Below are 24852 nucleotides of genomic sequence, written 5' to 3'. Positions count from 1 at the left end.
GCTATCGCTACAGGACGACCTGTCGCTACTACGACAATGGCGGGACGACCCGCCCCTATAGCAAAGGTTCAGCGATGTTCAGCAAGGTTTTGATCGCCAACCGAGGGGCCATTGTGGCCCGCATTCTTCGCACCCTTCACGCGTTAGGGATCGAGTCCGTGGTGGTATACGCCGAGGCCGATCGCGACGCCCCCTATGTACATGAAGCCAATCACGCCGTGTCGCTGGGCGACGGTGACGTTGCCGCTACCTATCTTGATATCGATAAGCTGATCGCGATTGCGCGCGAAACCGGTGCTGAAGCGATTCACCCCGGCTATGGCTTCTTGTCGGAAAACCCCGATTTTATCGCCGCCTGTGAGCAGGCCGGCATGGTGTTTCTCGGCCCCACCGCCGAGCAAGTGCGCGCCTTTGGCTATAAACACCGCGCTCGCGAACTGGCGAGCAAGGCGAATGTACCGCTGGTACCGGGTAGCGAACTGCTGACCGACATCGACATGGCGCGCCAAGAAGCCGAGCGGATTGGCTATCCGGTGATGCTGAAATCGACCGCCGGCGGCGGTGGCATTGGGATGCACATCTGCCGTGACGCCGAAGCGCTCGATGCGAGCTTCCACTCGGTGCAGCAGCTGGGGGAGCGCAACTTCGGTAACGGCAGCGTTTACCTCGAGGCTTATTTGGACCGCGCCCGCCACTTGGAAGTGCAGATTTTCGGCGATGGCGCGGGCCGAGTGATAGCGTTGGGCGAGCGCGATTGTTCGACCCAGCGGCGCAACCAGAAGGTGATCGAAGAAACGCCTGCGGCGTGCCTGCCATCGGCAACCCGTGAGGCATTGCAGCGCACCGCGATCGCGCTGGGGGAGTCGATCAACTATCGCAGTGCGGGCACGGTCGAATTTATCTACGACAGCGAGCGCGATGAATTCTACTTTCTCGAGGTCAATACGCGGCTGCAGGTCGAGCACGGCGTTACCGAGATGGTGTGGAACGTCGATCTGGTCGAGTGGATGCTGCGGCTAGGCGCGGGCGAAACCATCGCAGCATTCGAGGCTCCCGAGCAGCTGCAGGCCAAGGGCCATGCGATTCAGGCGCGTATTTACGCCGAGGACCCGCTGTACGACTTCCGCCCCAGCGCAGGACAGCTGACCCAACTGGTGCTGCCGCAGGGCGACAACCTGCGTATCGATCATGCGCTGGTGTCGGACATGCAGATTACCGCGCTGTTCGATCCAATGCTGGCCAAGGTCATCGCCTATGCCGAGACGCGCGAACAAGCCCTGGCAACGTTGGCGGATGCGCTGCACTACACTCAGCTGAATGGGCTGATTACCAACGTGGATTGGCTGGCGGCCATTGTGGCTGACGCGCGTTTTGCCGCCAGCGACATCCACACCCGCTGGCTGGCCGATTTCGCTTGGCAGCCGCAGGCGCTGGAAGTGCTCGATGCCGGTACGCTGACGACCATTCAGGATTATCCCGGCCGCCAAGGCTATTGGTCGGTGGGTGTGCCGCCTTCGGGGCCATTTGATGACTGGTCGTTCCGGCTGGGCAATCGGCTGCTGGAAAACGCCGACACTGCGGCGGGAATAGAAATTACCGTGGCCGGGCCAACGCTGGCCTTCCACCACGCGGCACAGGTTGTCGTTGCTGGTGCGCCGATTGAGGCGACGCTGGATGGCGTCGAGCTGGCGCAGTGGCAGGTGGTCGACGTTGCGGCAGGGCAAACCCTGACGCTGGGCCGCGTGCAGGCGGGTATGCGCGCCTATCTGTTGGTGCGCGGTGGCATTGCGTGTCCGCAGTACCTGGGCTCGCGCAGCACCTTCACGCTGGGCCAGTTTGGCGGCCTGCACGGTCATGCGCTGCGGGTGGGGGATCGCTTGCCGCTTAGCGATGCGACACCAATCGCGCCCGCCACGCTGGATAGCCGGCTGATTCCTGAATTACAGGGCCAGCAGAAGGTGTGGGAAATAGCGGTGATTTATGGGCCGCACGGCGCGCCGGACTTCTTCACCGAGCAGGATATCGACACCTTCTTCGAGCATAAGTGGGAAGTGCACTACAACTCGAGCCGTACCGGCGTGCGGCTGGTGGGGCCACATCCGCAATGGGCGCGCAGCGACGGCGGCGAAGCCGGGCTGCATCCGTCCAATATTCACGATAATGCTTACGCCTTCGGCACCATCGACTTTACCGGTGATATGCCGATCATCCTCGGCCCCGACGGCCCATCGCTGGGGGGCTTTGTGTGTCCTGCCACGGTGGTGCGCAGCGAGCGTTGGAAGATTGGTCAGCTGGCACCGGGCGACAAGGTGCGTTTTGTGCCGATTACGCTTGAAGATGCGGGCGCACTCGAGCGGCGTCAGTACCGCTTGCTCGACAACCTGCAATGGCTGCCGCCTGTTGAGCCGCAGCAAAGCCGCCGCTCGCCGGTTATTCGCAGCGTGGATGAGCAGCAGCCAGATAAGCGTCTGGTGTATCGGTTAGCCGGCGACGACTTCCTGCTGATTGAATTTGGCCCGATGGCGCTGGATATCGCCCAGCGCTTTCGTGCTCATGCCTGGATGCTGTGGTTTGAGCAGCAGCAGATCGCGGGGGTGATCGAAACCACGCCGGGCATTCGCTCGCTGCAGGTGCATTACGATGCGCAGCGACTGCCGCTAATGGAGCTGCTGGCGACACTCGAGACGGCCGAGCGCGAGCTGCGCGATATCGAAGACCTGGAGATCGAAACGCGCGAAGTGATGCTGCCGCTGTCGTGGGACGATCCCGACTGCCGCAAGGCGATTGAGCACTATCATCAGTCGGTTAGGCCGAATGCACCCTGGTATCCCAGTAACCTTGAGTTTATTCGCCGTATCAATGGCTTGGAGGATATTGGTGCGGTGCGCGATGTAGTCTTCGAGGCGGAGTATCTGGTGATGGGGCTGGGCGACGTGTATCTGGGCGCGCCAGTGGCGACGCCGCTCGACCCGACGCAGCGCTTGGTCACGACCAAGTACAACCCCGCGCGTACCTGGACCGCCGAAAACTCGGTGGGTATTGGCGGTGCTTATCTATGCGTATACGGCATGGAGGGCCCGGGCGGCTACCAGTTTGTGGGCAGAACGCTGCAAATGTGGAATCGCTACCGCACCACGCCGTGGTTCAGCGAACGCTGGCTGCTGCGCTTCTTCGATACGCTGCGCTTTTACGAGGTGTCGCACGACGAACTGATGCGCCAGCGCCGCGACTTCCTGCACGGCAGTTTCGAGCTGCAAGTGCGCCATACCACCTTCCGGCTCTCCGATTATCTGAAGCGGCTGGAAGATAACGAAGCGGCCATTCAGCGTTTCCGTGAGCAGCGCGACAAGGCCTTTCAGCAGGAAATCGACGACTGGCGTGCCAACGGGCAGTTCACCTACGCCGCGCCAGAAGTGGTGGAGACCGCTGAGTCAGCGCTGCAGGAAGGGGAAGCCAGCATCGATTCGCCGGTCGCGGGCAGCCTGTGGAAATTGCAGGTGGCGGTAGGCGACGAGGTTGCCGTAGGGCAGACGGTAGCGCTGATCGAATCCATGAAGATGGAAATTCCGCTGGTGTCGCGCAAGGCGGGCACCGTCACCCAACTGCCGGTAGCTGAAGGCAGCGGCCTGAGCGCGGGGCAGCAGGTCATTATCGTTGCCGAAGCGACAGCGCCAACGACTGAAGGAGATCAGCCATGACGACATCAGCACAGCAGCCTTTGGAAACGCTGGGTTGGACGCTGTCGGAGTGGTGCCAGCAGCAGCGAGCCGGGGGCGGGCTTGAGCGCTTGCAGACGTTGCTGGAGGCGCTTAACGAGAGCGACGACACGGCATGGATCACGCTACTGTCGGCGTCTGATTTGGCGGAGCAGTGGCAGCAGCTCGAGCACGCGGATGCGCAGGGTGCCAGGCTGCCGCTGTGGGGGGTGCCCATCGCGGTGAAAGACAACATCGACGTGGTCGGCTTCAGTACCACCGCCGCCTGTCCTGCTGCGGCCTACACGCCCTCCGAAGATGCCAGCGTGATCAGGCAGCTAAAATCACTGGGCGCGATTATCGTTGGCAAGACCAATCTGGATCAGTTTGCGACCGGACTGGTCGGCACCCGCTCTCCCTACGGCGCGGTGCCCAATAGCGTGGATAGCCGCTACGTCAGCGGCGGCTCGAGTTCGGGCTCGGCCAGCGTTGTCGCCCGCGGTTTGGTGCCGCTGGCGCTGGGTACCGATACCGCGGGCTCGGGAAGGGTGCCCGCGGGCTTCAACAACATCGTTGGGCTGAAGCCTACTCGCGGTCGGTTGTCGACCAACGGCGTGCTGCCCGCTTGCCGTAGCGTCGATTGCGTGTCGATCTTTGCGCTGAGCGTCGAAGACGCAGAATTTGCCGCGCAGCTGCTCAGCGTTTACGACGCTGACGACGCCTATTCGCGGCAGAATCCTTATACCGCACCGGTTGACTTCAGCAGCACGCCGCGCTTTGGCGTACCCGATACGCTGCGCTTTTTCGGCGATACCCAGGCGCAAGCCGCCTTCGAGCAAGCGCTTGAGCGCCTGCGTGGGCTGGGCGTCGAGCTGGTCGAGATTCCGAGCGAGCCGTTCGATACGCTGGCCGAACAGCTCTATCAGGGGCCGTGGGTGGCGGAACGCACTGCAGCACTGGAAACGCTGCTGCGCGAGCAGCCCGAAGCAATCGACCCCAGCGTGCGTGAAATCGTGGCGCAAGGCCGTCGCTATAGCGCAGTGGACGCGTATCGCGCAGAGTATCGTCGTGCTGAGTTGAAACAGCGCATCGACACCTTGCTGGCGCCGCTTGATGCGATGGTGGTGCCCACTTCGCCGACGATTCGCACTATCGCTGAGATGGCAGAGCAGCCGATTGCCTATAACTCGCAGTTTGGCACCTACACCAACTTCACCAATCTGGCTGATCTTAGCGCCTTGGCACTGCCTGGCGATTTCCGCGCCGATGGTCTGCCGGCGGGGATCACGCTGATCGCTCCGGCGTGGCACGACGCCGCGCTGGCGGCCTTTGGCAAACGCTGGCAGCGCGCGCTGGCGCTGCCGTTGGGGGCGACGCAGCGGCCTTATACGCAGACGCGCCCCGCGTTGCCTGAGGCGGATGTGGCGTCAGGCGCCGTGACGCTGGCGGTTGTTGGGGCGCACCTGACCGGGATGCCGCTCAATTATCAACTGACGCAGCGCAACGCCACGCTGCTGGAGCAAACCACCACCGCTGCGCGTTATCGGCTCTACGCATTGAGCAATACCACACCGCCCAAACCCGGGCTAGCGCGCGCTGCCGCGCAGCCGGCGGGGGCGGAGATCGTGGTAGAGCTGTGGCAAGTACCGCTCGCGCGGTTCGGTGAGTTTGTTGCCGAAGTGCCGGCACCGCTGGGCATCGGTAACGTTGAGCTGGCGGACGGGCGTTGGGTCAAAGGCTTCATTTGTGAAGCAGTGGCGCAGCAAGACGCTGAAGACATCACCGCCTATGGCGGCTGGCGCGCTTTCCAAGAAAAAGCGTAAGGTCAGCTGGCTGATAACGCGCGCAAGTGGGCTACGGCCTGCCTGCGCGCGTTATTTTTTGCGGAGGGTTAGCCGAACAGGCGGGATCGCGGCCTAGCGCACCATGCAGGGCGTTTTGTTATCGAACCTCCAGTTGGGAATGATGCACTGCATCGCCTTGGCGTCGTCGCGTGCGCCGAGCCCATTGACCAGATAGTGGTGGTTGGCCCGGTGAACGGCCTCCATATTCAGCTCGATGCCCAGACCAGGGCGTTTGGGCACCTCTACCTTGCCATCACGAATGCGCAGTGGGTCGCGGGTCAGGTACTGACCGTCCTGCCAAATCCAATGGGTGTCTATCGCCGTTACCTTACCCGGCGCAGCGGCGGCGGCGTGGGTAAACATCGCCAGCGATACATCAAAGTGGTTGTTGGAGTGTGAACCCCAGGTCAGCCCCCAGTCGCGGCAGGTCTGGGCAACGCGCACGGCGCCCTGCAGGGTCCAGAAATGAGGATCGGCCAGCGGAATATCGACGGAGTGTAGCGACAGTGCGTGCACCAGTTGGCGCCAGTCGGTGGCGATCATATTGGTGGCGGTTGGCAAGCCGGTGGCACGGCGGAATTCTGCCATGACTTCGCGCCCCGAAAAGCCGTCTTCTGCGCCGCATGGGTCTTCTGCGTACGCTAACGTGCCGCGCATGTCCCGACACAAGCGGATCGCATCCTTCAGCAACCAGGCACCGTTGGGGTCCAGCGTTATGCGAGCCTCCGGAAAGCGTTCGGCCAGCGCAGTAATGGCTTCCATCTCCTGTGCACCGTTGAACACGCCGCCCTTGAGCTTGAAGTCTTTGAAGCCGTAGCGCTGCTGTGCCGCTTCTGCCAGCCTGACCACCGCCTCAGGAGTAAGCGCCGGCTCATCGCGCAGCGCCTCCCACGCATCCTGAGCTTGAGCGCCATTCCGGTAATCAAGGCCAGTCATTCGGCGGTCGCCAACGTAAAAGAGATAACCGAGCATATCGACCGCCTCGCGCTGTTGGCCTTCCCCCAGCAGTGCAGCCACCGGCAGCTCGAGAAATTTGCCAAGCAGATCGAGCAGTGCGGCTTCTACTGCAGTGACCGCGTGAATGGTAGTGCGCAGATCGAAGGTTTGGTTGCCACGCCCCGCGCTATCGCGATCAGCGAAACGGGTACGGATGCGGTTCAGCACCTGCTGGTAGTTACCAATGGGCGCATTGATCACCAGTTCGCGCGCGTCCTCCAGGGTTTGGCGAATCGCTTCGCCGCCGGGCACCTCACCGACGCCGGTAGCGCCGCTGCTATCTGTCACGATCAGCAGATTGCGGGTGAACCAGGGGCCATGAGCACCGCTCAGGTTGAGCAGCATGCTGTCGTGGCCCGCCACCGGAATGACATCGATCGCAGTGACGCGAGGCGTTTGGGAAGCTATCGATGCTGACATGGTCATTAGCGGCGATCTCCTATGAGCGCGGTAAGCTCGCTCAGTTCACTTTCGCTCAGGTCGAGCAGCGGTGGACGCACCGGCCCTGCGGGGCGTCCTATTGCGCGCATGCCTGCTTTGACAATCGATACCGCGTAGCCTGGGCAGCGATTGCGCAGCTGGGTACAGGGCAGCACAAAGTCGTTGAGCTCACGGTAGATCTTGGCATGGTCGCGAGCGCGCACCGCGGCATAAAACTCGAGCGCCCATTCTGGCAGGAAGTTGAAGATTGCCGATGAGTAGGTCGTCACCCCCATTTCGAGATAGGGCAGCGCGAAGGTTTCCGCCGTAGGCAGCCCGCCGAGATAGAACAGCCGATCACCCAATCGGCTATAGATACGCGTCATGCGATCAATATCGCCAACGCCATCCTTATAGCCAATCAGGTTGGGGCAACGCTCAGCCACGCGTGCCAAATCATCGGCTTCCAGCTTGCCATTGGCACGGCCGTAGATAATCACTCCCAGCGAAGTCGCGCGACATACCTGCTCGGCACGCTCAGCAATACCAGCGGAAGGGGCTTCGGTCAGATAGGGTGGCAGCAGCAAAAGCGCATCAGCGCCGGCGCGTTCAGCGGCCTGCGCCATCTCGATGGCGATCGCAGTGCCGTAGCCTGCTGCGCCAATCACTAGCGTGCGTTTTCCGGCCACTTCGACAGCGGCCTTGGTCACGCGACTGACTTCCTCCAGCCCTAGCGAAAAGAACTCGCCGGTACCGCCTGGCGCAAATAGCCCGGGGGCGGGATAGCCCGATAGCCATTCGAGGTTGTTGCGAAACGCCGGCTCGTCGAAGGCCAAGGCGTTATCAAAGTGCGTGACGGGGAAAGACAACAGGCCATCGGCCAGCGTTTGCGCAACTTCCTTGGGCGTGTAACGACTCATGAGGGGGCTCCAGCGAGTGGATGATGGAGTGATGGTATGAGTCGATCGATGATTCAGTAAATATTAAAAAAGGTATTGATTGATTCTGTTATTAAATTATTGGTAGATGTTTCTTTTAAATAAATTAGTATTTTAATTAACGAAACTTTCTCGAGACTCCAGGCATGTTCGAACTCAACCAGTTGCGTTGTTTTGTCGCTGTGGCTGAAGAGTTGCACTTCCGTCGCGCCGCCGACCGTCTGAACATGACGCAACCCCCGCTTAGCCGTCAGATCCAGCTGCTTGAGCACCAGTTGGGCACGCTGCTGTTGCAGCGCAACAATCGCTCGGTGAAGCTCACCACCGCAGGGCGAGCGTTACTGAAAGATGCTTACGAGCTGCTGCGGATGGCGCGAACGACCAGTATGCAGATTCGGCGCGTGGGTACCGGCGATGCTGGTAGCGTTGCCATCGGCTTTACCGCCGCGGCCAGCTATCGCTATTTGCCGCAAGCGCTACAGCGCTGGAAGTCGCGGTTACCCGACGTCGATTTTCATCTGCGTGAGATGGTCAGCATGAGCCAGCTGGATGCGCTGGAAAACGGCACACTCGATTTAGCGTTGATGCGTCCGCTGGTTCATCGCAAGGAGTTGGAGCATCGTCAGGTAATCCACGAGCCGCTGGTGGCAGCGCTGCCTGAAGACGATCCGCTGGGGTTGCAAAGGCAGCTAACGCTGGATGATTTCGCCGGCCGTCGGTTTATTCACTATTCGCCTGACGAGGCCCGCTACTTCCACGAACTAATCGAACGACTTTTTGAGCGCTGCGATGTTACGCCGCTTTATTCCCAGTACGTATCGCAGATTCACTCGATTTTAGCGCTGGTCTACGGCGGCATGGGCATCGCGCTGGTGCCCGAGTCGGCGAACAAATTACGCAACGAAGGCATCGTCTATCGACGCGTCGGGGGCGTAAGCGAAAAGCCTTTGGTATCGCTCGATATGGTATGGAAGAAAGGCAACGGCAATCCAGCGCTGGCGCATATTCTCAAGGCTGAGAAAGCGCTGTTTGTGGCCGGTTCCGCAGCAGCGGCGCGCAGCGCATAGCGCCACTCGTTATTGCTGGCTGACCGCCCTGTTAACGGCATAGCGCCGAGCCTCTGATCAATGAGCTCGGCGCTTTTTATTGCCCCCGGTTTTGTGGATGCCTAGCGCGCAGCCGTCGAGCGGGGTCACCCGTTATCGGCAATAAAGCGGGAGCTGCTCGGAAGGCGACGATAGGCGGTGGAAGCGTCCTGCAACAACAACGGCCACAATGGCCAACAGCGCATGCGCGGCCACAAACCACAGCGCATCATCGAATGAATGAGTGAGCGCAACCACATAGCCAATCACCACCGGCGTCAGTACGCCGGATAGATTTCCAATGCCATTAAATATCCCGCTGGCAAGCCCCATTATGTCTTTGGGAGCAGTGTCGGCAATCATGCCCCAGCCAACAGCAGCGAATCCCTTGCCGAAAAAGGCCAGCGCCATTAGCGCGATAACGGCGGGGTCACCACTGACATAGTTGGATAACACCAGCGTTGTCGAAAGCGCCATGCCGATCACAAACGGCATTTTACGCGCCGGTGAGGAGGGCACGCCTCGGCGAATCAATACGTCCGAGAACAATCCACCCAATACCCCGCCAGTACAGCCTCCCATTGCCGGAAGTGCTGCGACCATTCCCGCGTCGACAATCGACATGCCGCGGCTTTGCACCAAATAGATGGGAAACCAGGTAATAAAAAAGCTGGTGAGGGCGGTAATGCAGTATTGGCCGAGATAAATGCCCCATAGCATCCGTGAGGTAAATAAACAGGCAACATCGCGCCACTGAAGGCCAGCACCGTGGCTGCGTCGCTCGGCTTCGAGATCAACCAGAGCATCACCTTCACGCATCCATTGCTTTTCTGCTTCACCCAGCCATTTGTTACGGGAAGGGTCGCTATAGCCAACGAACCACAGAATGCCCAGCACTATGCCAACTAGCCCCATCCACAGGAACAGGTGCTGCCAGCCAAACGCATGCGTCATCCATGCCATCAGCGGTGTGAACAGCACCACGGCAAAATACTGTGCTGATGCGAACAGTGAGGAAGCAAAACCACGCTCCGCAATCGGAAACCAGGTGGCGACAATACGCGAGTTTGCGGGAAAGGTCGGCGATTCGACGATACCTAGCATGAAGCGCAGTAGGAAGAACGCCGCGACCGCATCGATGCCCATGCTTGCGATGCTATCTACTAGGCCCTGCAGCAGAGTAAAAACCGACCACAGGATAATGCTTAATCCGTAAATGCGTTTGGCACCAAATCGATCGAGCAGCCAGCCGCCGGGAAATTGGCCGATCGCGTACGCCCAACTGAATCCCGAGAAGATAACCCCCAACTGCTGCGGAGAAAGCCCGAAGTGCTCGGTAATTTGCACGCCTGCCACCGACATGATCGAGCGGTCGGCAAAGTTGAACACGGTAATCGAGAAGATAGCTGCCAGTACCGCGTAGCGAACGTGCCCGCTTCGCTGTTGGGACACCGCGACCTGTGCGCTGATGGCGTGTTGCTGCGCCGGCAGTCTGTCGCTCATTGCACTGTCCTCCATGACTGCGACGCCGGGAGTATGGAATTTGCCTGTTGCTTCGATCCAACGTGCGTTGTCTGGAGTATTGAAAAATGTAGCGACTATGCCCATCCCGCAGCGGCCTGCATTCAGTCATTGCATGCGGTTATCCAATTCTTGTATCAGCGTACAGCCAGCACGCGCCGGTGATGGAAATGAACGGTAAGCAGAGGGCATGGTGGGTAGCATCGGGGTAGTGTTGCTGCCTTCAGACCTCCGTCTCAGCGCAGGCGACGGCCGGTGTTTGCGTGGGCGTGATAAGTGAAAGAAATAGCGACGATGACCAGGCGCGCCATCAAAATAACGCCCGATAAGCGTTACCTTATCGGGCGTTCTGTTTAGCAGGCTAATTCGCTAACGTTTCCATTACGCCAAGGCGTATTCAGCGCTTTCACTCAGTAGAGCGGCTCGGTTGCTCAGCTGTTGATGAATGGCGTTGAGCACTTCACCGTTCTTGTTGGGACGTACGACGGTGAATCCGGGGCGTGGTGCCATGCCGCGTTTTTCGTGCCAATTGGGCTGCAAGTCGGTCAGCTTCGCATTGCTGAAGGTCGCGCGATTACGGCCGCTATCGGAGAAGGATTCCGACAGCAGGTTATTAGCCTCAATCACGTTGAATGTGTCGAGCTCGATATGCATGTACTGAGCTTCTTTAGCGCTTTCGAGGTAAAAAATGGTGCTGCCATTGAGCAAATCCATTGCGCGCACCAGCACATTATTGACGTACAGGTGGTGCCATGGTGATACCACCATGTCGCGCGATGGTACGTTGTCGGCAATGGCATGCTGTTGAATCATTACCGGCACGGCGCTGAGCTTGGCTTTGCGACTAAATGTGTGGAGATGCTTAATGGTGCGGTGGCCGATCCATTTGATTGGCTGCGCTCCAGCCTCTGTATTCACCAAGTCGCCTTCCGAAAGTGATTCGATAGGCACTTCACCATTAGGAGTGCTGATGAGCGTGCCTCTGGTGAAGCAAGGAACCGGATAGTTCTTGTGCATGGTGTCGTGCAGGTTCTTGAACGAATCCCAGTGGCGCAGGCTGTCGCGGGGATCGCTGTTGCCCTGTTCCACCTGACTGTCAGAGTATTGCTCAATGCTGTTGTACATGTAGTCCGTGTAAGGCTGGGCAAGCTTGGCATATTCCCCTGCCTGATCGAAATCATCGTTTCCGCCCTGAAAGTGAGCGAATTTATTGACGGGACTATTCAGATAGCTTGAATCATTAGGATCCAGTCCCTGTAGGCCACCATGGTTAACGACATTGCCCAGCGTATGGTCAACATCTTTCAAGTTGTAAGGCTTTATCACGCCGCCGGTAGGGCCCGTGCCATTAGTCAAACCGTCCAGACGGTCGCCCATTTCCTGGGCAGAATTCCGCAGGTTGTGTAGCTCTTGGTGGGTGTTTTCGCTTACCCACCAGCCGAATTTTCCTGGATGAATGTTAGAGTGATCCAAGCCCTCATATTCGAGCTCAAAGTGGGAAGGAACGCCGGGAAGCTGATCGAACTCATCCCTGAAAGTACGGTCCGTATCATGCCCGGAAAAGGGGGTAGTGAAAAGACCGAAATGGCTAACGCCTTTATTTAACATGAAGTTACTCATCTATACGGTAGTAGTTGTATTTAAGATTGGATTAATTGATTCCAACAAAAAAATGGTCTAGCAATTCCAACGGCATTGATACCCCCTTATTTTTGTTATTTTCAATCCAGGCCATTAGGACACTTAACCGTAAGATATTGATTAATTATGTTCTTTCTTGTAACTCATACAATGTTGCGCATTTCTCGCTAGCGCCCGGATGGCGCGCCTTTCAGCGTTACGGCAGGTGTTAACCAAAATTGCTTTTTTTTCGGTACATTCGTTACCTAATTTATTTCCCCGTCCCGCTAAAATTAATTAGAAGTTAATTTTATGATTATTTTTATTTAAGTAGTTAACAGTGAGGTGCCGGAATTTAAGTAACAAGATGTCACCATGAGGCGGGTATTATTACGGATTGATCACTCGAAAGTAGGGAAGAGGGTCGCGCTATAAGAAGTGTGCTAAAAATAAGGAGATATCGTTTAGTCGATTACCTTGAGCACTATCAGTGGTGTGTCGTACGCCTTACCTGATCGCGATCAAAAAGAGTGGCCATAGGTGTGGACATGCCGCTACTGCGGCTCTCTTCCGTTGGCAACCGCGATTGGGTTCTTTCTCTATCATCATGCGCTACAGGGGCTTGTCTCGTGGCGGCATTACGGTAGGGCTACACCGCTCTCCAACGCTGAAAGCGCTGCTCGAAGCAGCGCGCAACGGCATCGGCGGCGCGCTAACCGCTATCGTCCCGAGTGCTGACCGAATAGCATTGGTTTAGTACCGCTTCATTCAGGCCGCTGAGCGCTTTTCGGTTTCTCTGGCATGAGCGTGATTCCCCGGCATTGTCTACTCTGCACTTACAATAATTCCGAAAATCACCGGTTTATTATGTGTCTTGGAGCGCCTAACCTAGCGAGAATATAAACCGTAAAGACGGGAGAGATACGATGGGTATGCTGGTTGATGGGGTGTGGCACGACGTGTGGTACGACACCAAGTCGAGCGGCGGGCGCTTTGAGCGCTCGACGTCGCAGTTTCGCCATTGGTTAACGGCGGATGGTTCGGCAGGTCCTTCGGGCGAAGGCGGTTTTGCGGCCGAGAAAGGGCGCTATCACCTGTACGTGTCGCTGGCGTGTCCTTGGGCGCATCGCACGCTGATTGTGCGACAGTTGAAAGGGCTGGAAGACTTCATCTCGGTATCAGTTGTGCATCCGCTCATGCTGGAGAACGGCTGGACCTTCGATAGCGATTTTCACAACGCGACCGGCGACACGCTGTACGGCAACGATTACCTGTACCAAATTTATCTGAAGGCCGACCCGCATTACAGCGGTCGTGTCACGGTGCCGGTGCTGTGGGATAAGCAGCGTGAAACCATCGTTAGCAATGAGTCCTCCGAAATCATCCGCATGTTCAACACCGCCTTTGATGAGCTGGGCGCGACGCCAGGGCACTTCTACCCTGATGCACTGCGTACGCAGATCGACGAGCTGAATGGCTGGATCTACCCGACGCTGAATAACGGGGTGTATCGCTCAGGTTTTGCGACATCGCAGGAGGCCTACGATGAGGCGGTGGTGCAGGTATTCGACACCCTCGATGCGCTGGAAGCGCGGCTGAGCCAGCAGCGCTTCCTTACGGGTGATCAACTTACTGAGGCTGATATTCGGCTGTGGACCACGCTGGTGAGGTTCGATCCGGTTTACGTCACGCATTTCAAATGCGATCGCAAACGCATTAGTGACTACCCGAACCTGTTCGGCTACCTGCGCGACATCTATCAGCACGAAGGCGTAAGCAAGACGGTGGATATCGATCATATTCGTCACCACTACTATCGCAGCCACAAAACGTTCAATCCCACGGGCGTTATCTCAATCGGCCCTGACGAGGATCTCAGCGCGCCTCATGGGCGTGAGGCGTTGTTCACGTAAGGCGAAAATCGAGCGATCGATACGATTTCACGATTTTTTTATCGTAGAAGTGAACTTTTCGAATCGTGGCATGGTCTCAGTTAGTGTTCCCTTGCAATGATTCTTTTATTGATGGCCCGGCTTCCCCAGTCGGGCATTTTTTTGTCTGTTCTACAGAGCGCGAAGTTCCGTACGGTGACCCGCTAACGCTGAACACTTCCTGTGCCCGACCCTGCTGCGTTAGACCATGGCGCGGCATCTTCCCACGCCCCGTTCATCGCCGGTCATCGGCGTGCCATTCGCGCGCTGACCTGCCCGTAGAAGCTAACCCCACTGTCGAATAACGCCGGCGCCCCGCCAGTACGCCGCAGATTATCCTTACCGCAGATGCACACAAAAACGCCCCGGTCATTGGATGACCGAGGCGCTGACGGGAGAAGCCTTCAGCTTATCCGCGTTTGTGCATCATTTGGTGATGACGCGGGCCCATCGGCGGTTTGGTTACGGCTTCCCAGGCGGCTAGCTGTTTGCCGTTGAGTACCTTGGCCAGTTCAGCGTGGCGGGTATCCAAGGCCTTTTTGAATGCGGCGCGCTGCTCAGCAGTAGGCGGCGTCGGTTTTTCACCGCGCGCAGGACGCTGGTGTTTGGGCAGGCTCTGGAAGAAGTGCTGCTCAGCTTTCCAGACCGCGCTCTGCTGATCGCTGCTGAGATTCCAGGACTCGAGCAGCGGCTGATAGCGCTGGTGAAGGAAGCTCTGTGCCGAAGCAGCGGTGGGGGCGGTAGCGCTGTGAGCATGCTCCGCGGGAGCGGCCAGTGCACTGCCGGCAGTAAGTGAAGCGGCGACCAAGGAAGCGACTGCAAGTGCGTGTTTCATGTAGTAATTCTCCGTCATGGAATGAGGCTGTGACATTAACAGCACTCCGATTCACGGAATAGATAGCAGATTTTCTGGCGGGGAATCGAAAATTTCTTCAAAAAGTTGTTATTGAGACATTAATGTCAAAGAAGCTGGAAAAACAGAAATTATATGTCAATCAGACGCCTTCGCTCGCCGCTTGCCAACGTCATTGGAAAGAGCGAGGAAGGTTTTACTCAGTCGGTTACACAGCCTGCATATTTCAGCCACATGGCAGAGCCCCTGCATCGAATGCGTGCTAATCGGCGCCTTCAGGCCGCACCTGCGTTGCTCGACCCCTTAGTGCTTATTCGTTCGCTGGAGCGAGCAGGGCCACTACACTGATGTCGATGTCGAGCTACTTTCGGGAGCGTCATCGTGCTGCTGCGAGTAGTGCGACGAGGATGCGCTATCGTCGTCGCTCAAATGGGACAGCCACCCATTAAGTCCTGACAGTAGCGCGCCATAGAAGATGACCCATAGCACCATCCAGATGAGCGTCGCAATGGCGAAATTGCGCTTGGAGGGTTGGGTACGCTTAGTAAATATCCAGTAAAGGCAAAAGGCGACATTCACCAGCGGTATACCCATGGCAAACACCGTCCAAAACCAATTCATGCAGCTAATGGGCTGTCTTTCTACGGCGGTGGCGGGGGTATTGGCAGTCTGTGCGTCAGTCATGAAGGCTTCTCCGAGCCAAAAAAATGATCGTAGCAAAGATAGCCGCGAGGCGGGGTTTGGGAAAGCTTAATCGAGTGATAGGTCCAATATTTATTGCTCATATAAGGTTATTGGCTCTTTACCTAACGAGTTGCGTACCGCACATTTGATTTTCCCCTGCCGGTTCACGCTGGCTAGGGCTAGAGTCCTTGATAATTCCAACCACAACGACGGTGAGGTCTCATGTCTGCTACTTCAGACGCTCCCGGCCATCAGCTTAAAGGCCAACTGAAAACTCGCCAGGTCACCATGATCTCGATTGCGGGCATCATTGGTGCCGGTCTCTTTGTTGGCTCCTCCAACGCCATTGCCGTTGCAGGCCCTGCCGCTATCCTGTGCTACGCCTTTACCGGTGTGATCGTGATTCTAATCATGCGCATGCTGGGCGAAATGGCCGTTACCCAGCCCGATTCCGGCTCCTTTTCTACCTACGCAGACCGCGCCATCGGCAAATGGGCCGGATTTACCATTGGCTGGCTCTATTGGTGGTTCTGGGTGCTGGTGCTGCCGGTCGAGGCGATCGCGGGCGCGCATATCGTGCATGCGTATTTGCCCGAATTTCCGGTGTGGCTGCTGTCGCTGGCCATCGTGCTAGTGCTGATGGGCACCAATCTGCTGAGCGTGGCGGGGTTCGGTGAGCTGGAATTCTGGTTCTCACTGATCAAGGTCGTCGCGATCATCGCCTTTATCGTGCTGGGAATAGCCGCGGTTGCCGGCGTGCTGCCGGTACCCGATCAGGGCGGCTTCGCGCGTCTCACCCAATTGGGCGGCTTTGCGCCGAATGGTGCCGGTGCGGTAATTGGCGGGGTGCTGATTACGGCGTTTTCGTTCTTTGGCGCTGAAATCGTCACCATTGCCGCTGCCGAATCGCGCGATCCGAAAACGCAGATTACCCACGCCACCAAGCTGGTGGTGTGGCGGATTGCCATCTTCTATCTGGTTTCTATGCTGCTGGCGGTGTGCATCGTTAACTGGAACGATCCGCGTCTGGTAGAAGTCGGCACCTTCCAGCGTGCACTGGAAGTGCTGCAAATTCCTCGGGCACGGCTGATCGTCGACATGATTGTGTTGACTGCGGTCACCAGCTGCATGAATTCCGCGCTCTATACCGCCTCTCGAATGATGCTGTCGCTGGCATCGCGCAAGGATGCCCCCGCGCTGATGGCGCGAATTTCGTCCAACGGCGTGCCGCGCCGTGCAGTGGTTGCTTCTGCGCTAGTGGGCGTTATTGCCAGCCTCTGCAACTTCCTGTTTCCCGAAGATATTTTCAGCACCCTGCTGGCGTCTACCGGGGCAATAGCGATGCTGGTGTATCTGGTGATTGCGGTGTCACAGGTTAGGCTTCGCTATGCCATGGCCGCGCGCGGAGAGACGCCGCAGCTGAAGATGTGGCTGTTCCCGGGGCTGAGCTATCTCACTATTGCGGGTCTGTTGACGGTGCTGGGCTATATGCTGATTTCGCCGGATTTTCGCACCGAATCGATCATGACCGGATCGGTGGCCTTTGTCGTGGTGGCCGCGGGAATCTGGAACAGCGCCCGCTTGAATCGTGCTCGGCAGATGCAGCAGGCGGTGTGGTCGTCGTAATACCTCGCGTGGCGATCGCGATGGAGGAACACTCGAGCTCATTCCATCGCGCGCTTCCCCTCACTCCAACGGCGCTATCGCATAGCGCCGTTTCATTTTAATGGTCTGCCAGGTAAGCCATACGCCCAGCAGCGCAATCAGCGTTGCGGCGAAGCCAAGTATTCCGATGCCCCACTGGGCCACAATGGCGCCACCTATCATCGAGCCCAACGCGGTGCCGCCGTTGGTCGCAGAGACATTCATGGTGCCTGCCAACGCTTTGGCACGCTGGGCGGCGGCTACCACTCGCACCTGACACACGGGAAAGAGCGCTGTGTAGGCGATTCCCCACATGGCTAAGGCGATCCATAGCAGTATTGGCTGCGATGCCATCAGGGTGCTTAAGGTCATGCCGCCGCCGAGCATGGATAAAAAGAAGATCGTGGTGCGCAGTAGGCTGCGATCGAGAAATTTGCCGCCCAGCCAGTTTCCCACCAGACCAATGGCACCGAAGCCCAGCAGCCACCAGCCAACATCGGCATCGCTTACCCCAGCGACCTTTTGCAGGAAGTGGGCGAAGTAGGTGTATGCGGTAAACATCGCGGTAAATACCACCACCGACAGCAGCAGGTTGATCAGGAAGTACGGCTTTTTAAGAATGCCTAACTGCTCTTTCAGCCTGAATTTCAGCGGTTTCTCCAGCGTGGGCATGTAGTAGTAGTGCGCGGCGGCGGTGATCAGCGATAGCAACGCCAGCACGCCAAAAAGCGCACGCCAGCCCAGCAGATGCGATATCAGGGTGCCGAATGGAATGCCGATGAGCAGCGCGCAGGCCGACCCCAGATAGAACTGCGCCGACGCGCGCCCCGCGTTACCGGGTCCGGCCAGCTGCACGGCTGTTTCACTGGCAGTGCCCCAAAACACCGGCAGCGCTAGCGCTGGCAGGATACGGGCAATGGCGAGGGTGGCGAAATTGGGCGCCAGCGCCGCTATCAGATTAGCGACCGCGTAAATAACCATTACGCTAATAAATAGCGGCTTGCGCTTCTTGCCTGCCAGCAATGCCGTCAGAAATGGCCCGCTCAGCATGACCGTCACCGCGAACAGCGTCACTAGCTGACCGGCGGTGGTGGTCGACACGCCAAGCCCCTGCGCCAGCTCGGGCATAATGCCAATGATGCCGTATTCGGTGGTGATCGCGACAAAGGCGCTCAACGTCAGCAGCGCAATCGGCAAACGGTTGGGCAGGGGAGCGGTGCGGGGGCCGGTGGTATCGGTGGCGGTGTTCATAGGGCTTCCCCCAGGGTAAGCGGTCGTGTGCGTTGAAAAGGCGCGCATAATGCGCCGGCAACGCGCCGCTAGACAAACGACTTCTAATCACTGACAGTTGAGTTATTGTTAATCGAAAGGACGGCGCATCGTCCTGCTCAGGACCCCTTCTCCATGCAAGAAAGCCGTCTGAAGCTGCCGCCACTCAACGCCCTTCGTACGTTCGAAGCAGCAGCGCGTCATCTTGGCTTCAACAAAGCCGCTGAAGAACTTTTCGTTACTCCAGCTGCTGTCAGTCGACAAATAAAGGTGCTGGAGGCCTATTTCGGCGTAGCGTTGTTCAAGCGCACCCATCGCTCGATTGAGCTTACTGAAGCAGGCATGCTGCTCCAGCCCACCGCCACTCACGCGCTACAGCAGTTGGCCAGTGTTTCCGAAGCGCTGGTGCAGCGGCGCCATCGCGGTTATCTAACGCTTGCCATTTCGTCTGCATTTGCCCAACTGTGGTTTATGCCGCGCTTTGCATCGCTGAATCAGCTCTATCCAGAGCTTCAGCTGCATATGCTGAGCCGTGAAGGTAACCCGAGCCTCGACGAAGAATTCGACGCGGCCGTCTTTCTGGGGCAGCCGCAATCACCGCGCTATGTGGCCGAATATCTGTTTTCCGAAGAAGTCTTTCCGGTATGCACACCACGCTTTCTTGATCAGCATCCAGAAGTAGCCACGCTGGAGGGGCTGTCGCAGGTGACGCTGGTGGATCTAAGCGCCCGTCACTGGGCGTCACAGCTATGGACACCCATCGATTGGGACTTCTGGTTTGAAGCGGTAGGTATCGAGCGCCAGCGCGGTCACCGCGAAATGCAGTTCAGCCAGTTTTCGATGATGATCGATGCGGTGCGTCAGGATATTGGTATCGGGCTGGCATGGCGGCATCTGGTGGAACCGCAGTTGGCAAGCGGCGAGCTGGTTCGGCCGCTGGAAGAGCGTTATATGGCAAAAGAGCGTTGCCACTACCTTGTCTACGACAGAAGGCGCGCAAACTCGCCGGATATTCAGGCATTGAGTGAGTGGTTGCTCGCGGAAACCGCTCCTTTGCGCGAATAACGTGGGGCGCTTTGGCGGCGAATATCATGCTGCGTGAGCACACGGTAATTAATTGATTTATTTGTAACTTAATTATCGGTGAGTAATCGTCATAATAAGATAAAAGTAGCGTTTTACCCGTTGCTTTGCGCTCTATACTGCGCCGGTCATCTCCCACGCAAGGCATCCGCTCGTGTTTCACTTCCTCCGCGAGGCCCCTGATCAGCCGCTGATTCAGGATCAACAGCAGGTTGATCACCTGTACCGCTACTGGCGTATCAATATCCTAATCACCACTTATATTGGCTACGCCGTCTTTTATTTCACCCGCAAGAGTTTTAACTTCGTGATGCCCTCCATGCTTGAAGACCTCGGTTTGAAGGCAGCGGATATCGGTATGCTGGGCACGGCCTTCTATCTGACCTATGGCGTATCCAAGTTTGTGTCGGGCATTCTGAGTGACAAAGCGAATCCCCGCTATTTCATGGGGCTTGGCTTAATAGCCACCGGTGTCATCAACATTTTCTTCGGGCTCTCGTCCTCTTTGCTGGCGTTAATGACGCTGTGGATTCTGAACGCCTTCTTTCAGGGGTGGGGATGGCCGCCGTGTTCACGACTACTCACCACCTGGTACTCGCGCAAGGAGCGTGGGCTGTGGTGGTCGATCTGGAATACCTCGCACAATGTCGGTGCGGCGCTGATTCCGCTCTTGGCAGGCGTGCTGGCGGTGCACTGGGGCTGGCGCTACGGCATGGTGGTGCCGGGCGTTGTGGCGGTGCTGTTTGGTCTGGTGGTGTGCTGGCGCGTGCGCGACAGGCCGCGCTCGCTGGGGCTGCCGAGCGTGGGCGAGTGGCAAAACGATGCGGCCGAAAAAGCGCAGGAGCAGGACGGCAAAGGGCTGCCGCTGAAAGACGTGCTGTGCCGCTACGTGCTGCTCAATCGCTATGTGTGGCTGCTGGCGTTTGCCTATGTGCTGGTGTACGTGGTGCGTACCGGTATCAACGATTGGGGCAATCTGTTTTTGATTCGCGAGCACGGCTATTCGCTGATTAGCGCCAACTCTGCGCTGTCGCTGTTCGAGCTGGGCGGGCTGCTCGGCACGCTGGTAGCGGGCTGGGGGTCTGACAAGTTGTTCAAGGGCAATCGCGGGCCTATGAACCTGATCTTTGCGATCGGTGTGGTGGCGTCGGTGGCGCTGCTGTGGTGGCTGCCGACGCAGAACTTCACGCTGCTGGCGGGCAGCTTTTTCCTGATCGGTTTCTTCATTTTCGGCCCGCAAATGCTGATTGGCCTGGCGGCTGCGGAGGCTTCGCACAAGGAAGCCGCGGGCGCGTCCACCGGTTTCGTCGGCCTGTTTGCATACATGGGTGCCGCCCTTGCCGGTTATCCCATTGCCCGCGTGCTCGACGTGTGGAGCTGGACGGGCTTCTTAGGCGTGCTGGCAGTAGCGGCTGCGCTGACCGCGCTGCTGCTGGCGCCATTAGCCAAGGCGCGTGTGGTGAGAGCGCCATCGCGTTAACGTTAGCACTTTCCCATGCTAACGGCCGCATAATGGGTCGTTAGCGTGCAGCGGAGGCAGCGGTAAGGCGACCATTTGCTTAACCGCTGGTTCCTGCTATCTTGACTGATTCTCTTAACGGCGGACGCTGCATCACTCAATGCACGTCCTTTTTTCTTTTCATGCGTGCAGTATCTGGCTGCTCTCCCGGAACTCAATCATGGCCTTTAATCTCAAAAATCGCTCGCTTCTGAGCCTTATGCACCATTCGCAGCAAGAGATCGAATTTCTTGTCGAGCTATCGGCTGAGCTGAAGCGCGCCAAGTATGCGGGGCATGAGCAGCAGCGATTAAGCGGCAAGAACATTGCGCTGATTTTTGAGAAAACCTCGACGCGCACCCGCTGTGCCTTCGAAGTAGCCGCACGCGACCAAGGCGCGGGGGTCACCTACATGGAGCCGTCGTCGTCGCAGATTGGTCACAAGGAGTCGATCAAGGATACTGCTCGCGTGCTGGGACGGATGTTCGACGCCATTGAGTACCGTGGCGATCATCAGAGTACTGTGGAAGCACTGGCGAAATACGCTGGGGTGCCGGTGTTTAACGGTCTGACCGACGACTTCCATCCCACCCAAATGCTGGCAGATGTACTGACCATGCGAGAGCATCGCGATGGGCCCTTGAGCGCCATTAGCTACGCCTACTTGGGCGATGCGCGTTTTAACATGGGGCGTTCGCTGCTGATGATTGGTGCCAAGCTTGGCATGGACGTGCGCATTGGTGCGCCGCGTGCGCTGTGGCCCGATGAAGCGTTTGTAGAAGAATGCCGAGCCTTTGCAGCACTGAGCGGTGCCCGCATTACGCTTACCGAGGATGCGCACGCGGCAGTAGACGGTGTGGACTTCATTCACACCGATATCTGGGTGTCGATGGGCGAGCCCGCAGAGGTGTGGGATGAGCGTATCAAACTGCTGACCCCTTACCGCGTCGATGCGGCCATGCTGGCGGCCGCCAACAATCCGCGGGTTAAATTCATGCACTGCCTACCGGCGTTCCACAACACCGATACTGCGGTAGGAAAGCAGGTCGCAGAGCGCTATCCGCAGTTTGCCGATGGTATAGAGGTAACCGAAGAGGTCTTCGAATCTGCGGCTAATGTCTGTTTCGATCAGGCTGAGAACCGACTGCACACCATTAAGGCGATTATGGTGGCGTCGCTCGGCTAATAGGCTGATATCTCCGCGCAATCGCAAAACGGGCCGCCCATCGTGGGCGGCCCGTTTGTTTGGTAATGACGCTGGCGGCACGTGGCGGCGCCGAAGGAAAAGCGCTCGTTACAGCGTTTGTGCGCTAAGCGTATCGCACTGATCGATATCGCCGCTCTTCAGGCCGCGAGTAAACCAGTTAACGCGCTGCTGTGATGTGCCGTGGGTGAAGGAGTCGGGCACTGCGCGCCCCTGCGACTGCTGTTGCAGGCGGTCGTCACCGATGGCGTTGGCAGCGTTCAGGGCCGATTCAACATCGCCATCTTCCAGCCAGTGATGGCGCTGTTGGGCATGGTGTGCCCACACCCCCGCGAAACAGTCGGCTTGCAGTTCCTGCCGTACCGACAGACCGTTAGCGCCCTTCATTGGCTCACCTTGCTGTGCCAGTTGCTGAATTTTGCGTGAAATTCCCAGCTCGTTCTGCACATGGTGTCCAATTTCGTGGGCAATCACGTAAGCATTGGCGAAATCGCCGCTAGCCGAGAACTGCTGCTTCATTTCATCGAAAAACGACAGGTCGAGATACACCTGGCGATCGGCCGGGCAGTAGAAGGGGCCTGTTGCCGTCGAGGCGAAGCCGCAGCCGGAGTTAACACCGCCGCTGAACAGTATCAGCTTCGGATCGGTGTACTGCACGCCGCGCTGTTGTAGCAGTTGCTTCCAGGTGTCTTCAGTATCACCCAGGATGGTTTTAACGAAATCGACCTGTTGCTGGCTTTGTTCGTCGTTTTTGGGCGGCGCGCTCTGTTGAGAAGCCGATTGCGACTGCCCTGACATGCCCGACTGACCAATAATCTGGTTGAGGATTTGCATCGGACTTTCGCCCATTAGCCAACCCACTAGCGCAATAACGGCGATGCCGCCGATGCTGAGCTTGCCTTTTCCTCCCAGCGACATGCGGCCACCGCTGCTGCCCCGCTGATCTTCTACGTTATCGCTGCGGCGCCCTTTATCCCATTTCATGAGTGCTGCTTCCTGTTAAAGCCGAAATCCGAAGGTTGTATTGGCACGGTATTTGGCGTGGTGTGCGTGCGAGGAACGGAGTTTAGCAATTTTTTCAGTTTATTTTCAGATTTTGGGAGACGTTACCGAATAGCCCGTTGTTGCCTCGCCGGACGGCGTGGGGCGATCAGGGATACCCGCACCGCTTTACGGGGCGGCATTACCGCTATCGTAGCGCAATGTGGGGAGGCCAAAGACAACAGCAGCATGCCCCGCTAATGCGGCGGGCGCATGCCACGTTGTCTGGCGGACAGAGCCTGTCCGCCGTGTTAGCGGGTTTATTTAGGCTCGAGTACCCACATTTGACCGCGCTGTTTGGTTTTACCGGCGATCTCGCCTGCGGTATCACCGCGTCCCCAGAAGAAGTCGGCACGCACCGCACCCTTAATGGCGCTGCCGGTGTCCTGGGCCATCATCAGGCGCTGGATAGGTGCACCGGTGCCAGGATGCGTGGTCGACAGGAAGACCGGCGCGCCCAGCGGCACCTTGGAGGGATCGATCGCAATACTGCGCTCGGGCGTTAGTGGTACGCCAAGGGCGCCGATTGGGCCGCTATTGTCGTCAACATCCTCGATCGTCATCTCGCGGAAGTAAACATAGCGCGGATTGCTATTGAGCATCTGCTCGACACGGGCGGGATTGCGTTTGGCCCATGCGCGAATACCCGGCAGCGTCGCCTGCGCATAGGTGATTTCGTGGCGGTTGATCAGCCAGCGAGCGAAGGAACGGAAGGATTGGTTGTTGGTATCGGCGAATCCGATGCGCATCGCTTTACCATTATCCAGCTTCACCAGCCCTGACCCCTGAATTTGCAGGTAAGCGGCTTCGACGGGATCGTTCACCCACACCAATTCGTGCCCTTTCAGCACGCCGCTGGAGAGCAGCTGCGCGCGAGGACGATTAAGACGCCAGCGACTCACGTTGGCGGGTTTGGCGTGAATGGGCGTTTGGTAAGCGCCATGGCGAGTGAGAGAGCCCTGCAACTCGGGTTCGTAGTAGCCGGTGATGGTGCCCGACGAGGTACCGTTGCCATTGGTGAGCTGATACGGCGTAAAGTGGTCTTCAAAGAAGCGCTTCACCGCCACATTGTCGAGCGGATCAACGCGCTGGGAAGCGCTGCATACGCTGCGCCATTTGGGTTTCGAGGCGAGCGCTAGACAGCTGGAACGGAAAGCGCCCCATGCCGACGTGGGATCTTCGCGTGACCAGCCCGGCACTTGTCGCCATACGCCCGGCGTCATGCGCGGCGGCGAAGAAGGCTCAGGCGGGGTAACGGGATGCACGCCTGCTCCCGGAGACGTAGCAACGCCGGTATCAGTCGTGTCGGTATTGCTATCGCGTCCTTCGTTGGAAGGCGAGCTTGAACAGGCGGCGAGCAGCGAGAGAGTTGTCAACGTCGCGATAATGCCAACGGAGCGGGAAAACCTGGAAGTGATAAAGTACAAACTTGTTCCTCTTTCGCCTGTGTCTACTGCATCAGGATAAACGTTGTGACCTATAGTACGGGTGACAAATCGGCCACTATGAACACCGCTACGATGTGC

General features: G+C 58.0%; 18 protein-coding genes. 9 read left to right on the top strand and 9 right to left on the bottom strand.

Going from position 1 to position 24852, the window contains the following annotated elements; all coding sequences use genetic code 11:
• The first annotated feature begins 74 nt into the window (after window positions 1-74).
• Entirely contained in the window at window positions 75-3698 is a 3624-nt protein-coding gene (gene uca / locus R84865_RS04075) for an urea carboxylase (protein WP_435638900.1), read from the top strand.
• Window positions 3695-5518 carry an allophanate hydrolase gene (gene atzF, locus R84865_RS04070; protein ID WP_435638899.1) on the top strand — a complete coding sequence of 608 codons (1824 nt, stop codon included), beginning with the start codon at window positions 3695-3697 and terminating at the stop codon, window positions 5516-5518. Before uca ends, atzF begins: the two co-directional genes overlap by 4 nt.
• Before the next feature lie 93 nt (window positions 5519-5611).
• Here atzF and gudD read toward each other — a convergent pair whose 3' ends face one another.
• A complete protein-coding gene (gudD, locus tag R84865_RS04065; protein WP_435632887.1) occupies window positions 5612-6961 on the bottom strand; it encodes a glucarate dehydratase in 1350 nt (449 codons plus the stop codon).
• Window positions 6961-7875: a 5-dehydro-4-deoxyglucarate dehydratase gene (gene kdgD, locus R84865_RS04060; protein WP_435632886.1), complete on the bottom strand. Its 915-nt coding sequence runs from the start codon at window positions 7873-7875 to the stop codon at window positions 6961-6963. Before kdgD ends, gudD begins: the two co-directional genes overlap by 1 nt.
• Before the next feature lie 164 nt (window positions 7876-8039).
• On the opposite strand from kdgD, the gene R84865_RS04055 reads away from it, so the two are divergent.
• On the top strand, window positions 8040-8960 hold the full coding sequence (locus tag R84865_RS04055) for a LysR family transcriptional regulator (protein WP_435638898.1): 921 nt from the start codon (window positions 8040-8042) through the stop codon (window positions 8958-8960).
• 132 nt (window positions 8961-9092) lie between these two features.
• Here R84865_RS04055 and R84865_RS04050 read toward each other — a convergent pair whose 3' ends face one another.
• Both R84865_RS04050 and R84865_RS04045 read right to left on the bottom strand, forming a co-directional pair.
• Window positions 9093-10481 carry an MFS transporter gene (locus R84865_RS04050; RefSeq protein ID WP_435638897.1) on the bottom strand — a complete coding sequence of 463 codons (1389 nt, stop codon included), beginning with the start codon at window positions 10479-10481 and terminating at the stop codon, window positions 9093-9095.
• A 399-nt stretch (window positions 10482-10880) separates the two neighbouring features.
• A complete protein-coding gene (locus R84865_RS04045; RefSeq protein WP_435638896.1) occupies window positions 10881-12107 on the bottom strand; it encodes a Hint domain-containing protein in 1227 nt (408 codons plus the stop codon).
• Between the two features lie 598 nt (window positions 12108-12705).
• Between R84865_RS04045 and R84865_RS04040 the strand changes: the two genes are divergently transcribed.
• Entirely contained in the window at window positions 12706-12876 is a 171-nt protein-coding gene (locus R84865_RS04040) for a hypothetical protein (RefSeq protein WP_435638895.1), read from the top strand.
• A 169-nt stretch (window positions 12877-13045) separates the two neighbouring features.
• Complete coding sequence (locus R84865_RS04035; protein ID WP_435638894.1) at window positions 13046-14032, top strand: glutathione S-transferase family protein; 987 nt, start codon at window positions 13046-13048, stop codon at window positions 14030-14032.
• Between the two features lie 427 nt (window positions 14033-14459).
• Here R84865_RS04035 and R84865_RS04030 read toward each other — a convergent pair whose 3' ends face one another.
• A complete protein-coding gene (locus tag R84865_RS04030) occupies window positions 14460-14885 on the bottom strand; it encodes a hypothetical protein (protein ID WP_435638893.1) in 426 nt (141 codons plus the stop codon).
• Between the two features lie 357 nt (window positions 14886-15242).
• Window positions 15243-15587, bottom strand: coding sequence for a hypothetical protein (locus R84865_RS04025; RefSeq protein ID WP_435632879.1), 345 nt, complete (start codon window positions 15585-15587; stop codon window positions 15243-15245).
• Window positions 15588-15809: 222 nt separating this feature from the next.
• Between R84865_RS04025 and R84865_RS04020 the strand changes: the two genes are divergently transcribed.
• A complete protein-coding gene (locus R84865_RS04020) occupies window positions 15810-17213 on the top strand; it encodes an amino acid permease (RefSeq protein ID WP_435638892.1) in 1404 nt (467 codons plus the stop codon).
• A 60-nt stretch (window positions 17214-17273) separates the two neighbouring features.
• Here R84865_RS04020 and R84865_RS04015 read toward each other — a convergent pair whose 3' ends face one another.
• Window positions 17274-18482, bottom strand: coding sequence for an MFS transporter (locus R84865_RS04015; protein ID WP_435632877.1), 1209 nt, complete (start codon window positions 18480-18482; stop codon window positions 17274-17276).
• Between the two features lie 153 nt (window positions 18483-18635).
• On the opposite strand from R84865_RS04015, the gene R84865_RS04010 reads away from it, so the two are divergent.
• The 3 genes from R84865_RS04010 to R84865_RS04000 all read left to right on the top strand — a co-directional run bounded on the left by R84865_RS04010 (window position 18636) and on the right by R84865_RS04000 (window position 22267).
• Window positions 18636-19565: a LysR substrate-binding domain-containing protein gene (locus R84865_RS04010; protein ID WP_435638891.1), complete on the top strand. Its 930-nt coding sequence runs from the start codon at window positions 18636-18638 to the stop codon at window positions 19563-19565.
• A gap of 172 nt (window positions 19566-19737) precedes the next feature.
• On the top strand, window positions 19738-21063 hold the full coding sequence (gene uhpC / locus R84865_RS04005) for an MFS transporter family glucose-6-phosphate receptor UhpC (RefSeq protein ID WP_435638890.1): 1326 nt from the start codon (window positions 19738-19740) through the stop codon (window positions 21061-21063).
• Between the two features lie 199 nt (window positions 21064-21262).
• The gene (locus tag R84865_RS04000) at window positions 21263-22267 is read left to right on the top strand and encodes an ornithine carbamoyltransferase (protein WP_435638889.1); all 1005 of its coding nucleotides are present in this window, start codon (window positions 21263-21265) and stop codon (window positions 22265-22267) included.
• Between the two features lie 108 nt (window positions 22268-22375).
• Here R84865_RS04000 and ypfJ read toward each other — a convergent pair whose 3' ends face one another.
• Together ypfJ and mltA are read right to left on the bottom strand one after the other, a co-directional pair.
• A complete protein-coding gene (gene ypfJ / locus R84865_RS03995) occupies window positions 22376-23269 on the bottom strand; it encodes a KPN_02809 family neutral zinc metallopeptidase (RefSeq protein ID WP_435638888.1) in 894 nt (297 codons plus the stop codon).
• Window positions 23270-23586: 317 nt separating this feature from the next.
• Window positions 23587-24753: a murein transglycosylase A gene (gene mltA, locus R84865_RS03990; protein ID WP_435632872.1), complete on the bottom strand. Its 1167-nt coding sequence runs from the start codon at window positions 24751-24753 to the stop codon at window positions 23587-23589.
• Window positions 24754-24852 lie beyond the last annotated feature (99 nt).

The organism is Carnimonas bestiolae (assembly GCF_051251145.1).
Lineage (GTDB): Bacteria > Pseudomonadota > Gammaproteobacteria > Pseudomonadales > Halomonadaceae > Carnimonas > Carnimonas bestiolae.
This window is presented reverse-complemented; position numbering and strand designations above follow the sequence as displayed.